The 14,218-nt window shown below is 52.9% G+C and carries 12 protein-coding genes; 10 read left to right on the plus strand and 2 right to left on the minus strand.

What is annotated here, in order from left to right:
* The first annotated feature begins 16 nt into the window (after window positions 1-16).
* The 3 genes from lpdA (at window position 17) to sucD (ending at window position 3,675) form a co-directional block, all read left to right on the plus strand.
* On the plus strand, window positions 17-1,456 hold the full coding sequence (lpdA, locus tag Q3Y66_RS05520; protein WP_008958561.1) for a dihydrolipoyl dehydrogenase: 1,440 nt from the start codon (window positions 17-19) through the stop codon (window positions 1,454-1,456).
* 180 nt (window positions 1,457-1,636) lie between these two features.
* Window positions 1,637-2,803, plus strand: coding sequence for an ADP-forming succinate--CoA ligase subunit beta (gene sucC, locus Q3Y66_RS05525; protein ID WP_008958560.1), 1,167 nt, complete (start codon window positions 1,637-1,639; stop codon window positions 2,801-2,803).
* The gene (gene sucD, locus Q3Y66_RS05530; RefSeq protein WP_008958559.1) at window positions 2,803-3,675 is read left to right on the plus strand and encodes a succinate--CoA ligase subunit alpha; all 873 of its coding nucleotides are present in this window, start codon (window positions 2,803-2,805) and stop codon (window positions 3,673-3,675) included. The genes sucC and sucD overlap by 1 nt, the downstream gene beginning before the upstream one ends.
* An 80-nt stretch (window positions 3,676-3,755) precedes the next feature.
* On the opposite strand, the gene Q3Y66_RS05535 is transcribed toward sucD, so the two are convergent.
* A complete protein-coding gene (locus Q3Y66_RS05535) occupies window positions 3,756-4,781 on the minus strand; it encodes a lysylphosphatidylglycerol synthase transmembrane domain-containing protein (protein WP_008958558.1) in 1,026 nt (341 codons plus the stop codon).
* Complete coding sequence (locus tag Q3Y66_RS05540) at window positions 4,759-5,877, minus strand: glycosyltransferase family 1 protein (protein WP_008958557.1); 1,119 nt, start codon at window positions 5,875-5,877, stop codon at window positions 4,759-4,761. Before Q3Y66_RS05540 ends, Q3Y66_RS05535 begins: the two co-directional genes overlap by 23 nt.
* 316 nt (window positions 5,878-6,193) lie before the next feature.
* Between Q3Y66_RS05540 and Q3Y66_RS05545 the strand changes: the two genes are divergently transcribed.
* The 7 genes from Q3Y66_RS05545 to Q3Y66_RS05575 all read left to right on the plus strand — a co-directional run bounded on the left by Q3Y66_RS05545 (window position 6,194) and on the right by Q3Y66_RS05575 (window position 14,156).
* Window positions 6,194-6,610 carry a CopG family transcriptional regulator gene (locus Q3Y66_RS05545; RefSeq protein WP_008958556.1) on the plus strand — a complete coding sequence of 139 codons (417 nt, stop codon included), beginning with the start codon at window positions 6,194-6,196 and terminating at the stop codon, window positions 6,608-6,610.
* Window positions 6,611-6,663: 53 nt separating this feature from the next.
* A complete protein-coding gene (locus tag Q3Y66_RS05550; protein ID WP_008958555.1) occupies window positions 6,664-7,887 on the plus strand; it encodes a PHB depolymerase family esterase in 1,224 nt (407 codons plus the stop codon).
* A 254-nt stretch (window positions 7,888-8,141) separates the two neighbouring features.
* Window positions 8,142-8,987, plus strand: a complete 846-nt coding sequence (locus tag Q3Y66_RS05555; RefSeq protein ID WP_008958554.1) for an ABC transporter ATP-binding protein — start codon at window positions 8,142-8,144, stop codon at window positions 8,985-8,987.
* Window positions 8,984-9,820 (plus strand): ABC transporter permease, encoded by an 837-nt coding sequence (locus Q3Y66_RS05560; protein ID WP_008958553.1) that lies wholly within the window; start codon window positions 8,984-8,986, stop codon window positions 9,818-9,820. The genes Q3Y66_RS05555 and Q3Y66_RS05560 overlap by 4 nt, the downstream gene beginning before the upstream one ends.
* 64 nt (window positions 9,821-9,884) lie before the next feature.
* Window positions 9,885-10,865: an ABC transporter substrate-binding protein gene (locus Q3Y66_RS05565; protein WP_008958552.1), complete on the plus strand. Its 981-nt coding sequence runs from the start codon at window positions 9,885-9,887 to the stop codon at window positions 10,863-10,865.
* Window positions 10,866-10,976: 111 nt separating this feature from the next.
* Window positions 10,977-12,248, plus strand: a complete 1,272-nt coding sequence (locus Q3Y66_RS05570) for an amidase (RefSeq protein WP_008958551.1) — start codon at window positions 10,977-10,979, stop codon at window positions 12,246-12,248.
* Window positions 12,249-12,530: 282 nt separating this feature from the next.
* Entirely contained in the window at window positions 12,531-14,156 is a 1,626-nt protein-coding gene (locus tag Q3Y66_RS05575) for a methyl-accepting chemotaxis protein (protein WP_008958550.1), read from the plus strand.
* The last annotated feature ends 62 nt before the right edge of the window (window positions 14,157-14,218 follow it).

A 14,218-nucleotide genomic window follows, 5' to 3' on the forward strand; every position in this document is an offset into this window, starting at 1 on the left:
AGCTAAAGGAGCCAACATGGCTGATAAGTTTGATGTGATCGTTATTGGTGCCGGCCCTGGCGGTTACGTTGCCGCCATTCGTGCCGCACAGATGGGCCTGAAAGCGGCCTGTGTTGAAAAATGGGTTGGTAAAGAAGGCAATGTTGTTCACGGCGGCACCTGCTTGAACGTAGGCTGCATCCCGTCTAAAGCATTGCTTGAAGCGTCGCACAAGTTCGTCGAAGCCAAGCACGATTTCGATGACATGGGTATTCAGGCTGGCGACGTTTCGATGGACGTTACCAAAATGATGGCGCGCAAGGACAAGATCGTTAAGAACTTGACCGGCGGCATCTCTGGCTTGTTCAAAGCCAACGGCGTAACGGCGATCGAAGGTACCGGTAAAGTGGTTTCCGGTAAGCAGGTTGAAGTCACTGATACCGATGGCAAGACCACCACTTACGATGCCGATAATATTGTTATCGCAGCGGGTTCAGTGCCGGTAGAAATTCCGCCGACGCCGCTGACCGAAGGTCTGATTGTTGATTCAACCGGCGCACTTGAATTCACTGAAACACCCAAGCGTTTGGGTGTGATTGGTGCCGGTATTATCGGCCTTGAGCTGGGCAGTGTATGGAACCGTTTGGGCTCAGAAGTCACCGTGCTTGAAGCCATGGACTCCTTCCTGCCGATGGTGGATGCCACCGTTGCCAAAGAGACTCAGAAGCTGCTTAAGAAGCAGGGTCTGGATATCAAACTGGGCGCTCGCGTGACCGGTTCTGAGGTCAAAGGCGACGAAGTCGTTGTGAAGTACAGCGATGGCAACGGCGAACAAGAGATGACGTTTGATAAACTCATCGTTTGTGTCGGCCGTCGTCCGTACACCAAAGGCGTAATTGCCGACGGTGTTAGCGTTGAGCTGGATGAGCGTGGCTTTATCTTTGTTGACGACCAGTGCCGTACCAACGTCCCGGGCGTTTACGCCATTGGTGACTGTGTACGCGGCCCAATGCTGGCGCACAAAGCCTCTGAAGAGGGCATTATGGTGGCGGACATCATCGCTGGCCATAAAGCCGAGATGAACTACGACACCATTCCTAGCGTTATCTACACCTACCCAGAAGTGGCTTGGGTCGGTATGACCGAGCAAGACGCTAAAGCGAAAGGCATCGAAGTCAAAACCGGCACCTTCCCGTTTGCGGCAAGCGGCCGCGCGATGGCTAACAACGCCACCGAAGGCAGCGCCAAAATTATCGCCGATGCGGAAACTGACCGTATTCTCGGTATGCATATCGTAGGTCAACACGCTGGCGAAATGATCGCCCAAGGCGTGATTGCCATGGAATTCGGTTCTAGCGCCGAAGACCTGGCCCTGACCTGCTACGCGCACCCGACCATGTCGGAAGCTGTTCACGAAGCAGCACTTGCGGTGGAAGGCCACGCGATTCATATGGCCAATCGCAAGAAGCGTAAGTAATTCAGTAAGCAACAACGAAGCGCCACCTTATTATGGGTGGCGCAAACTTTCGGCTTTGTCTTAATCCGCAAAGATCGAAAGAACGGGGATGGCCAGTTCTTTTAAGACCGTTATTGTAAGATGGCTCTTAAAAAAGAACTGATCATCGTTCGAGTCACATGCAACCAATGGCATGAATCGATGAATCTTCACGAGTATCAAGGTAAACAGCTGTTTGCCGATTATGGTTTACCAGTGTCTAAAGGCTTTGCAGTCGACACTCCCGAAGAAGCGGAAGAGGCTTGCAAAAAAATCGGTGGTGACATGTGGGTGGTTAAAGCCCAGGTGCACGCCGGTGGCCGTGGTAAAGCGGGTGGCGTTAAGCTGATCAAAGATCCTGCTGAAGCCAAAGCATTTGCTGAAAAGTGGCTAGGCAAGAACTTGGTCACCTTCCAGACTGACGAAAAAGGTCAGCCGGTTGCCAAGATTTTGGTTGAAACCTGCACTGACATCGCCGATGAGCTCTATCTCGGTGCCGTTGTCGACCGTACTACCCGTCGTGTGGTCTTCATGGCCTCTACCGAAGGTGGTGTAGAGATCGAGACGGTTGCAGAAGAGACGCCGGAAAAGATTCTCAAAGCTGAAATCGATCCGCTGGTCGGCGCACAGCCGTACCAAGCGCGTGAGCTAGCCTTTGCGCTGGGCCTGAAAGGCGACCAGATCAAGCAGTTCACCAAGATTTTCTTAGGTCTGTCTCAGTTGTTCCACGACAAAGACCTAGCCCTGCTGGAAATTAACCCGCTGGTCGTCACTGAAGAAGGCAATCTGCACTGCCTCGACGCCAAACTGGGGCTGGATAGCAACGCGCTATACCGTCACCCTGACCTGCAGGCCATGCGTGATCCTTCGCAAGAAGATCAGCGTGAAGCCGATGCGGCGAAGTGGGAACTTAACTATGTCGCGCTTGATGGCAACATCGGCTGCATGGTTAACGGCGCAGGTTTGGCCATGGGTACCATGGACATCGTCAACCTGAGCGGCGGCAAGCCCGCTAACTTCTTGGACGTTGGCGGCGGCGCCACCAAGGAGCGCGTGGCAGAAGCGTTCAAAATCATCCTGTCGGATGACAATGTTAAAGCCGTACTGGTTAACATTTTCGGCGGTATCGTACGTTGCGACATGATTGCTGAAGGCATTATCGGTGCCGTTGAGCAAGTAGGCGTCAATGTACCGGTAGTCGTACGTCTGGAAGGTAACAACGCCGAACTGGGTGCTGAAAAACTGGCATCTAGCGGTCTGAACATTATCGCGGCTACTAGTCTGACCGACGCGGCTCAGCAGGTCGTTAAAGCGGCGGAGGGCAAGTAATGAGCATCCTGATCGATAAGAACACCAAGGTCATCTGCCAGGGCTTTACCGGTGGCCAGGGCACGTTCCACTCCGAGCAGGCGATTGCCTATGGCACGAAGATGGTCGGTGGTGTTACGCCGGGCAAAGGCGGCCAAGAGCACCTCGGTCTGCCCGTTTTCAATACCGTGAAAGAAGCGGTAGCGAAAACCGGCGCGGAAGCCAGCGTTATCTACGTACCGGCGCCGTTCTGTAAAGACTCAATCCTTGAAGCGGCCAACTCCGGTATCAAGCTGATTGTGTGCATCACTGAAGGCATCGCTACGCTCGACATGCTCGAAGCGAAAGTGAAGTGTGACGAGCTGGGCGTACGCCTGATCGGTCCGAACTGCCCCGGTGTTATCACCCCAGGCGAATGCAAAATCGGCATCATGCCGGGTCACATTCACCAGCCGGGCCGCGTCGGTATCGTATCTCGTTCTGGTACCTTGACCTATGAAGCCGTTAAGCAGACTACTGATCACGGTTTTGGTCAGTCTACCTGTGTGGGTATCGGCGGCGACCCGATTCCGGGCTCTAACTTCATCGACATCCTTGAGATGTTCGAGAAAGACCCGAAAACCGAAGCCATCGTTATGATCGGTGAAATCGGCGGTACGGCTGAAGAAGAAGCCGCGGCTTACATCAAAGCCAACGTTTCCAAGCCAGTGGTTTCCTACATTGCCGGTGTGACTGCACCTCCTGGCAAGCGTATGGGCCACGCGGGCGCAATCATCTCTGGCGGTAAAGGCACCGCTGACGAGAAGTTTGCTGCGCTAGAAGACGCCGGTGTTAAAACCGTACGCTCTTTGGCTGAAATCGGTGATGCGCTGAAAGAAGTGACTGGCTGGTAAGCCATGAACGTTTAGCTGCACGCTATAAGGGCGCCCCTCGGGGCGCCCTTATTTATTTCTGCGTGCTATAAATAATACTGCTATGGCGCCGGTGAGCGACGCAGCATGCGATAGCTATACAGCACAAACAGCGGTGCACCTGCCGCCAAGTAAAGATGGTAGCTGACCAACCGCCACACCAATACCGCTGCAGCGGCCTGTTCGCGCTCCATTAACGGCAACAACAGACCACCCACGCCCACCTCCGCAGCGCCCGCGCCCCCAGGCAGAAAGCTAAGTTGACTCGCGGCCATCGCCAGCATTTGAGTCAGGAAGGTCCACATCCAATCTGCATGGCCGCCCACTCCCCGTACCGCCAAATAAAGCAAGCTGTAGCGCATCAGCCAATGGGCAGTGGTCAAAAGCATCATCGCGAGCAGCGTCGTGCGCGGCAGCTCTAGCGTCACCTTGAGTGCATGCCGACAACGCAGTAGGCGCCGTGCGAGCCAGCGTCGGCGATACTGGCTTGGCCACGGCGTTTTCACGCCAGGTGAGCGCAGTAGACTTGGCAGATAGCGCATGACCACACTCACCAGCGTCGCCATGAACGCTAATCCCACCAGCGCCCACTGTACGAGTGATTGGTGTGGCCACTGGGCGTCACTGAGCATCGAAAAGAGCACCAGGCCGCTCAACATGGCCAAGAAGAACAGTAAGTCACAGCCTTGATCAATCAGAAACACTGCCGCGCCTTTGGCCGGTGGAAAGCCGCGCCGTGCAAGCAACAACAGCAGGGTCGCCGGGCCACCGCTGCCACCTGGTGTGGCGCACAGCGCAAACTTAGACGCCAATTCAATCCCTAGCGCACCGCGCTGGCCGAGCCTGCCGGCACGGCCGCCCAGCATCAGTCGAAGCCTTGCTGCATTTAGGTTCCAGCACAGAAAGGCCATCACCAGCATCAGTAGCAGCAACCCAAGCGGAAAGTGTTTGACGCGCTGAAGCGCCTCGGCTCCACCCAGCCAGGCGGTGAGCACCAGTGGCGCAATCAGCGCCAAGGCAATCATCACGCCGTGGATAGGCCGCCACTTTAGTAGCTGGCGACGGCTAGTGGTGTTGGTGGAGTGCATAGGGTTGGCTGCCGTGGCAAAGCTGCTGATAGTGCTCAAGCAGAGAGTGCATCACGCCATCCCAGTTGAAATGACGCTCGACATGGCGGCGCGCATAGCGCCCGCTAGCAGCGACATCATTACTAAACAGCGCTACACAGGCTTCAGCCATGGCAGTGGGGTCAAGCGGTTTGCATAAAATACCCGCTCCCAGTGGCACGTTTTCGGCCAGCGCCCCGGCCCTGGCTGCCACCACCGGAATGCCGCAGGCCATGGCTTCCTGAGCAATTAAGCCGAAGGTTTCTCGGGTGCCTGCGTGCAATAGGGCATCGCTACTGGCCAGCGCTGTCGCAACTTCGTGGGCGCCACAGCAGCGATCCACAATGGTGACGTTGCTGGGTACGTGATGCGGCATGCCGGGGCCCATCAGCAGCAAATGGTAATCGCTGCCTAGCTGACGCATCGTTGAAAGCAGCACATCAATATTTTTCTCGCGTGAGTTGCGTCCCACAAAGATGAGCAGTTTTTTATCGCTGGGTATGCCCATGGTCTGTCGAAAAGTCGGGTCACGCTGCTGGGGATTAAATTGCGCTAAATCGACCCCCAACGGCTGCACGCGAACATTATCGACGCCCCAGTCGCGCAGCCGATTTGCCATCGCGTTACAGGGCGCCAATACGCTATCGAACCGACTATAAAGATCTGCTACATAGCGGGTTAAGCGCTTCTCAACGTAGCGCCCCAAGCGATCACCCATCAAACGCGGAAGATCAGAGTGATAGAAGCCCACCACAGGTACGCCGAGCCGTTGACCTGCTGCAAGCGCAGCCCAAGCGGTTACATAAGGGTCGCCAGCCTCAATAAGATCAGGCTTTAGATCAACCAGGGCATCCCGCCAGGGGGCGGAACGTAATGGAAAACGATAGCCCTGACCTAAAGGCAGGTGTAGCGCTGGTAAGGTGTGGTGATCGCCCAAACTATCGCGCTCCGCCCCCGGTACCAGCAGGCTGGTGCGCAGTTGGGGGATACGCGAAAAAACACGGTGTTTGGCCTGTAAATAGGTACGCACACCGCCGCTGGCGGGTGCATGGAACATCGTCACATCGGCAATGTGCAAGCTAACCTCCAACCATCGAGAATGTCATCGTTTCACCATAAAGGAGAAATAAGTCAGTTCAGCGACAGTTGAGCCGAGGCTCTTCCTTCCTGTTAATCCCTTTCAACGCCTCCTTCCTTCACTTCTATTCCGGCCACCTCCTTGGGATTTATGTGCCGTTCTCTTTTGCTTATTAGTTGACTCTTAGCAGAGTTGGACTAATATACCATCCATATAGATGGTATATGGAATCCATTTGGATGACTTTAAGGTCTGTCTAGATGTTTTAAGCCACAGCTAAAAGTCCCTGGCTACTAAGCACAACGAGGAACGACACATGAGCGTGCATGAAATGCGCCGCAAGGGCGGTGATTCCAGTGAGAAAATCACTATCAACCTTGGGGTGGTCGACCTGGGGCAGATCGATCTGTTGGTTCAGGAAGGTTTTTACTCCAACCGGACCGATCTGATTCGCACCGCTATCCGCAATCAATTGTCGACCCATGCCGAGGTCGTTAAGGAAACCGTGACCCGTAAGGCGTTTGTGTTGGGTCTTGAGCATTACAGCCGTGCAGATCTTGAGGCCCTGCAGTCAGCCGGGGAGAAATTACAGATCCAGGTGCTGGGCATGGCCAGCATTGCCGACGACGTGACGCCTGAGCTTGCCCTCGCCACCATTGAATCCGTGGTGGTTCTGGGCGCCTTGAACGCCAGCAAAGCGGTTAAGGTCGCTCTGGCAGATCGCATCCACTGAATAAATCACTCAGTAAACACTTAATACGTAATCATTGAATAAGGATATTGAAAATGATCGATGCCACGATGACGAAGCGAATGGAAGAAGCGACGCGGCTAACCCGAGCGGGAAAACTGCAAGAGGCGATGGCTATTCTCCAGGGCAGCGCACCTGAATCGAGAGGCGCTGAAACGCCGAATACATCCTACCAGGAAGGCAATACCTTCGACGGAACCTGCGAGGTCATCGACGAAGAAGCCACCGAATCGAAGCCAGAGCCTGCTGAGGCGCCATCCGGCGCATTCACACCCGGCGATATTAAGGTGCCTGCTGCATGGCGCGACAAGTGGATGAAGTTTCGCGGTGGTATGGCGCAACCCGAGCAAGCACCGAGTGCGAGCGAGGAACCACAGCCCGGGGCGTTTACTGCCGGTCGGTTTACCAACTATGTGGGCTCGCGTGATTACAAACTGTATATCCCTAGCGGTTATACCGGTCAGGCGCTGCCGCTGGTGGTGATGCTGCATGGCTGCACACAGAACCCTGAAGACTTCGCTGCCGGAACCGAGATGAACCGGCTGGCCGAAGAGCAGCTGTGTTGTGTGCTCTATCCGGCCCAGCCGATGACCGCTAACAGCTCGAAATGCTGGAACTGGTTCAAAGCCGAAGATCAACAGCGCGAGGGCGGTGAACCCGCGATTATTGCGGGCATGACCCGCCAGATCATTGAGACCCATGGCCTTGATGAATCCCGCGTCTATGTCGCAGGCCTGTCGGCAGGCGCCGCCATGGCAACCACTCTGGCGATGACCTACCCGGATCTGTTTGCGGCGGTGGGCGTGCACTCCGGGCTACCCCACGGCGTGGCCCAAAGTCTTCCCGACGCCTTGGGCGCAATGCAGGGTGGCACAGGGCCTCTTGGCGGTGGTAAAGCGAAAGGGGCCGGTTGGGCATCGGCAGTGCCCGCGATTATCTTTCATGGCGACCGCGACACTACCGTGCACCCCAGCAATGCGGATCGAGTGGCCGCCCAGTACAGCACATCACGCCAAGCAGGGGCGAAGGTAGAGCAGGGAAAGGTGGCTAATGGCCATGCCTATACGCGTACCACACACCACAATGCGAAGGGCGAACCACACATGGAGCAGTGGCGCATTCATGGAGCTGGCCACGCCTGGTCAGGAGGCAGCACCCAAGGCAGCTATACCGACCCGAAAGGCCCCGATGCCACCAAGGAAATGCTACGTTTCTTCTTACTTCACCAGTATCGTGAGCGTAACGATAGTTCAGCATAGTTAGATGCTGAATTGGTTAACTACTGACGCTTATCGAGTTAATTAGAAATAGGTCTAACTTAATAACGAATAAATGCATTCATTATGGTGCATGCAAACTTAAAAGTAGGGAGAGTTTTAGAGCATTGCTAACTCGTAAAGAGACTTGATATTGCTGGTTTTAAAGGAAGATATTGATTTTTTATTATTAAATCGATTTTTGGCATATTAAATGCAGATTCAAGGAGACTCCGGCATCCCCAAAGGTTCTAACGATGAACGCGTCAATTGCTATCGCAACTCCCCCCGCCCCGACGCTTAATGATCAAGGTATGCACCGCCAGAGCGTTATTTCTCTAAGCGGTGTTAAGAAGGCCTTCACAAGCCCCAGCGGTGAATCAATTCCTGTTATCGAAGATATCACTTTAGACATCAAGCAAGAGGAGTTCATCAGCATCGTAGGGCCAAGCGGCTGTGGTAAGAGCACGATGTTCAATATCATCGCCAGTTTGCTCGAACCCAGCGATGGCAGTATTACCTTACGTGGTCGCGATCCAGCATGCGGTGCGCGTATTGGATATATGTTGCAGCGTGATTTGCTCTTTCCATGGCGCACCATTATCGACAACGTGTGCTTGGGGTTGGAAATTCAAGGCGTAGCCAAAGCTAAGCGCTATGCAATGGCCCGCGAACAACTGGCTCGTTATGGTTTGGCAGATTTCGCTGATCAATACCCCAGTACGCTGTCAGGTGGTATGCGTCAGCGGGTTGCACTGATTCGTACGTTAATTACTGATCCAGACCTTATTCTTCTTGATGAGCCATTCTCAGCGCTCGACTACCAGACACGCTTGGTGCTTGAAGAAGAGATCGTCTCAATTCTTAAAGAGCACCATAAAACGGTGGTGTTGATTACCCACGATATTGGCGAAGCTATTGCTATGTCAGATCGGGTGGCGGTAATGACACAGCGTCCTACGTCAGTAAAGAAAATCTATGATGTGGGCCTATCCCGCGAACTTGGCTCCTGTTTAAAAGCGCGAAGTGATATCCGTTACCAGAATTACTTTGACAAAATTTGGGACGATCTAGATATCCAAATTTCGGGGGCCGAGCAATGAGCGAAGCACAGTTCTATACCCATACTATTCGTGCCGGGAGTATTAAAGAGAACGATGAGCAGCGCGCGCGAAGTAGCTTCGTAACTGACAATTTATGGCGTGTTGCTGGCATAGGGTTAGTGGTTGTCTTATGGCAAATTGGCGTAATGACTGACTGGATTAATCCCTTTTTGATGGGTTCGCCAATGGGTATTGCGGCAGAAGCTTGGCGTCTGATTCAGTCTGGCCAGTTACTTAATGACACCATTGCGACGGTTTATGCCACCGTTGTGGGGTTTCTGCTAGGCAGTATTCTAGGTTCTATCAGTGGGTTGCTGCTGTGGTTCTCGCGGACTACCGCTCGTATTATTGACCCCTTCATGGTGGCTCTCAACGGCCTACCCAAGATTGCTCTGGCGCCGATGATTATCATCTGGTTTGGCTCCGGCATGCTGTCAAAAATTGCTCTCGCCTTCGTAGCCACCTTTGTTGTCGCTCTGCTCTCTGCCTATCAAGGTACGCATCAAATAGATCGCAACCTTATTAACTTGATGCGCTCGATGGGTGCCAGTCGTCGTGAAGTGTTTACCAAAGTAGTTGCGCCAGCGTCGTTACCTTGGATCATTTCCGCTTTCCGCTTAAATATTGGATTTGCCTTGATTGCTGAAATTGGCGGTGAGTTTATCTCTTCTGATCGGGGGTTGGGCCGCATGATTTTTGTCGCAGGCAACCTGTTTAATCTTAACGTCGTTTGGGTGGGCGTAATCACATTAATGATTGTGGCCATCGTGCTGTACGTCATCGTATCTCAGGTTGAGAAGCGCTTATTGCCATGGGAACAAGGCCAACGATAGATGCAGCGAAGTAGGTAGTGCATCACCACTGTTCGTCAATCGATAACCTCAAGAGGCAGACAAGATGAAATTTTCTTCCGTCTATAAGCATGCTGTTTTCGGTACTGGGCTACTCGCATTAAGCCCAACTGCACCGCTCCAAGCCGACGATATGGATACTATTTTAATTAATGAAGCCTTTCATTCGCTGCTCTATTTGCCGGTCTATGTCGCTAAACATGAAGGCATTTTCAATAATCATAATATTGACGTGCCGGTGGTGCGCTCAGCGGGATCAGGGCCTGCTGCTTTAGCATCAGTATTAGCGGGAGAATCACAGTTTTCTGTTCATGGACCTGAGCACGTAGGTTTTGCTCAGGAGCAGGGGGGCAGCGGAAAAGCGATCAGTGCCGTGGCCAACAGTGCGCCTGTATGGGTCCTGGCTCATCCAGATCTCGACTATGACTCGCCTGCGGACTTGGCAGGCAAAGAGGTAGTCGTTGGGCTGGCGCCTGGTACCTCGAATACACTTATACGCAGGTTGATCGCCGATGCAGGGCTTGAAGGGGAAGTGGATGTCACCGAAGTACAGAATGGTTCTGAGCTGGGCCCTGTGCTCTCAGGGCGCGGTGATATTGCGGTTGCTTATCAGCCACAGGTTGAACAAGGCATATCTCAAGGTTTGGAGATTATTCATGCCTTTACCGATGACTATCCCGAGTATGCCTTTTCAACTATTAACACTTCTCAAGAGATGATTGATGAAAACCCTGATTTAGTAAAACGGTTTGTGATGGCGATTAATGATTCACTGGAGTTGATTCACTCTGATGTTGATATTGCAAAAGCAGTAGCACGGCTTGAATTTGGTGACCTGCAGGGAGAGGTGGTGGACGCTGCCGTTCAGCGTATGATTGAAAATAGTGTCTATCCAGAGAGCGTAATGATTACTGAAGACGCTTTTACCAACGCGATTGAAATGCAGCAGTTCGTGGGCAATATTAAAGGCGATATGTACTACGAGGATATTGTCGATGCCTCATTTGCCAGTGAGGTAGTCCAGTAGTTTTCTTGTTTATAAAAAAGGGCAATCAAGTGGTGCTAGCGCGTGCCACTTGATTTGTTCACAGGCATGAGCTGTTAGTAATAGCCTTTGATAGTTTTACAGGAGAGTGTTGTGACCATTGACCCCCATTTGACCATCGAGAACTATCAAGCTGCTTTAAAAGAGGGCAGTGCCGAGCCCTACGACTGGTGGCATTACTGCGCGGCCTATATAGAAAAACGCGAGCCCGAGGTACAAGCCTGGGAGGCGCTGGCACCACGCTTGCCAGCGTTGCCTTCAGATGTAGATGTTGGCAGCGTGCCACTGTATGGAGTGCCTGTTGGTATTAAGGACATTATCGACACCACTGATATGCCCATTACCTGGGGCACTCGCGGTTATCTTAGCTCTCCTGGCTCACAATTAAACGCCGCGCTGGTCACGCTGTTGGAGGAGAATGGCGCGTTGATCATGGGTAAGACGGTGTCTACGGAGTTCGCCTATTTTACGCCGGGCAAGACCCATAATCCCCATGACCCGACGCGCACCCCCGGAGGCTCTTCAAGCGGTTCGGCTGCGGCCGTGGCGGCTGGGATGGTGCCGCTGGCATTTGGTACGCAAACGGCTGGCAGCATGATTCGACCAGCGAGCTATTGTGGCGTGTTTGGCTTTAAACCTACCTTTGGCACGCTTAGCTGTGACGGTGTTAAACCCTTTGCAGCTTCATTAGATACGTTAGGCTGGTTTACACGCCACATCGACGATGTCTGTACGACATTCTCGGCGCTGACCAAGGCGCCTCCAATCTCCGCACTGGATAACCTCCAAGGCGTTCGTGTCGGCATACATAGCTTGCCGTTTGATGAACCGCTGGCGCCGGATGTTAAGCAGGCCCTGGCAAATGCCCAAGAGCGCTTTGAACAAGCGGGGGCAGAGATAGTGCCGTTAAGCCTGGATGCGCGATACGAAGCGCTGGTGGAGCATCAAAAAGTGGTGCTGGCCTACGAAGCGGCCCAATCGCTGGTGAGTGCATATCATGACTATGCCGCTAAGATGGGGGAAAAGCTGGTTGAGCTAATCGAGCAGGGCAGGGTGACTAGCTTTAATCGCTATATCGAAGCAAAACGCGCCACCCGTGATATGCAGCAGGCGCTCTCGCAGGTATTTAGCGAGCAGGTAGATATCATTCTCGCCGCTAGTGCTCAAGGCGAAGCGCCGAAAGGCCTCGATGCAACTGGCGACCCGATTTACTGTCGGGCATGGACACTGTTGGGAGTGCCGTGCCTCAATTTACCGTTGAGCCAAGGTAGTGCCGGTATGTCGGTCGGTGTCCAGATAATCGCCGACCGCTGGCAGGATGTGAAGCTTTTACAGGTCGCCCTCACGTTGATGAAGGCGGGCTAAAAAGCCCAAACGACAAAGGCGCCTTTGGGGCGCCTTTGTCTTTTATTGTTAGCCACTAAGAAGAAGCTGCGTTCTTTGCACACATCGAGACTGCTTTGTAGCGGTAGTATCTAAGTGCGTAGGGAGTGCTTGTAAAAAGATTTACCGCGCTTTCTTGTCATCGTTATTGCTGACGCATCTTAATCAAGTATTTCAATTAGTAATAAATATTCTATTTATAGAACTAAAGTCCATATAGTTTGTGCCGATAACTACACCTCTCTTACTTATTAGGAAGTTGCCATGCTTTCACGGTTCAAGATCGGTACACGGCTCGCAATGGCTTTTGGCTTGGTCTCGCTATTTCTTTTGGGCACTTTAATAGCTGGGATCATGGGTATCACCTTTACGAAGAATACTGCCCAAAAAACCTTGGATACGGATGTAGCGCTAGCAAGCAATGCAGCGGAAATTCAGCGCCTTTCGCTGCAAGCCCGACGCTTTGAAAAGGATATTTTTATCAACATCAACAGTCCCGAGCGGGTAGCGGACTATCAGCAGCGTTGGGTGGCGACTATCGATGAAATTCAGGCTTCCTTCCAAGCGGGAAGCCAAATTGCCGATAAAGATAGCCTCAATGCGCTGTACCAACAGGCAGATAGCGCACTACAGGGGTATGAAGAAGGATTTATGTCGGTCTATCGTCAAATTGAACAGGGCGATATTACCGAAACCTCTCAAGCCAATCTAGCTTTCGGAGAGCATAAAGATAGCATCTACCAGCTTGAGGAATTGGCTGATGAAATTAGCCTAGTGGCTGATGCGGGAGTAAGTGTTGCTAATGAGGCAATAGATGCCGAGTATCGTTTAGCTATTTGGCAACTTTGTATTTTTGCTGGGGTGGCGCTGTTAATGGCCGCGGCGTTGGCTATTACCATAACGCGCAGTATCGTACTGCCGTTGCGAAGAGCCGTTGAGGTCGCCCAGCGTGTAGCAGAAGGAGATTTACGCCACGATATTGTATTCACCGGACGTGATGAAACGGCACAGCTATTGAGTTCTATGGCTCATATGAGCAAAGAGCTTACGACGCTGGTCGCCTCGCTACGTGACTCAAGCGAAAATGTCTTGCACGGCGCCAATGAGATTGCCCAAGGTGGTCAGGAGCTCGCCGCTCGCACTGAGCAGCAGGCAGCGGCCTTGCAGGAAACGGCTTCAAGCATGGAAGAGATGACAGCAACGGTTCGCCAGAACAGCGATTCAACCAAAGAGGCTGATACGCTGGCCCATGCTTCGTCACAGCAGATGCACAGTGGTGGTGAAGAAGTTGCACACAGCGTGGAGTTGATGCGTGAAGTGGCGGCGGCCTCACTCAGTATGAACAAAATCGTCGAAGCCATTGATGCGATTGCCTTTCAAACCAATATTTTGGCCCTGAACGCCTCCGTTGAGGCGGCGCGTGCTGGTGAGAAAGGTCGCGGGTTTGCGGTAGTGGCTACCGAAGTTCGTTCGCTGGCAAGCCGCAGTGCCGCGTCAGCCAGCGAAATTCGTGGAATGCTGGATGATACGCGCAAAAAAATAAAGCTGTGTTCTGATCAAGCGGAGCGAGGAGCAACGACCATAGGAGAAACGGAAACGATGATCCAACGTCTTGCCCTGCTTATGGCTGAGGTGTCCTCTGCTACGCGAGAGCAAAGTAGTGGTATCGAGCAGATTAATACAGCGATCACTGAAATGGACTCAACAACTCAGCAAAATAGTGCGTTGGTTCAACAGTCGACGACCGCAGCATTTTCTCTGGAGGAACAGGCTGGGCGGCTTCGCGAGCTGGTAGCGGCGTTTCAAATTGATGATGCTAAGCTGAACCAGCTATCAGCACACACGCGTGCCATAGCTTTACCTTCGAGAGCCACACAGGCGGCGTTTTAATCAGCTAATGCGTGTGCGTATTCCACTAGGAAGTGAATCCACAAAGCTAATCAAAATACCGC

The organism is Halomonas sp. HAL1, from assembly GCF_030544485.1.
GTDB lineage: Bacteria > Pseudomonadota > Gammaproteobacteria > Pseudomonadales > Halomonadaceae > Vreelandella > Vreelandella arctica.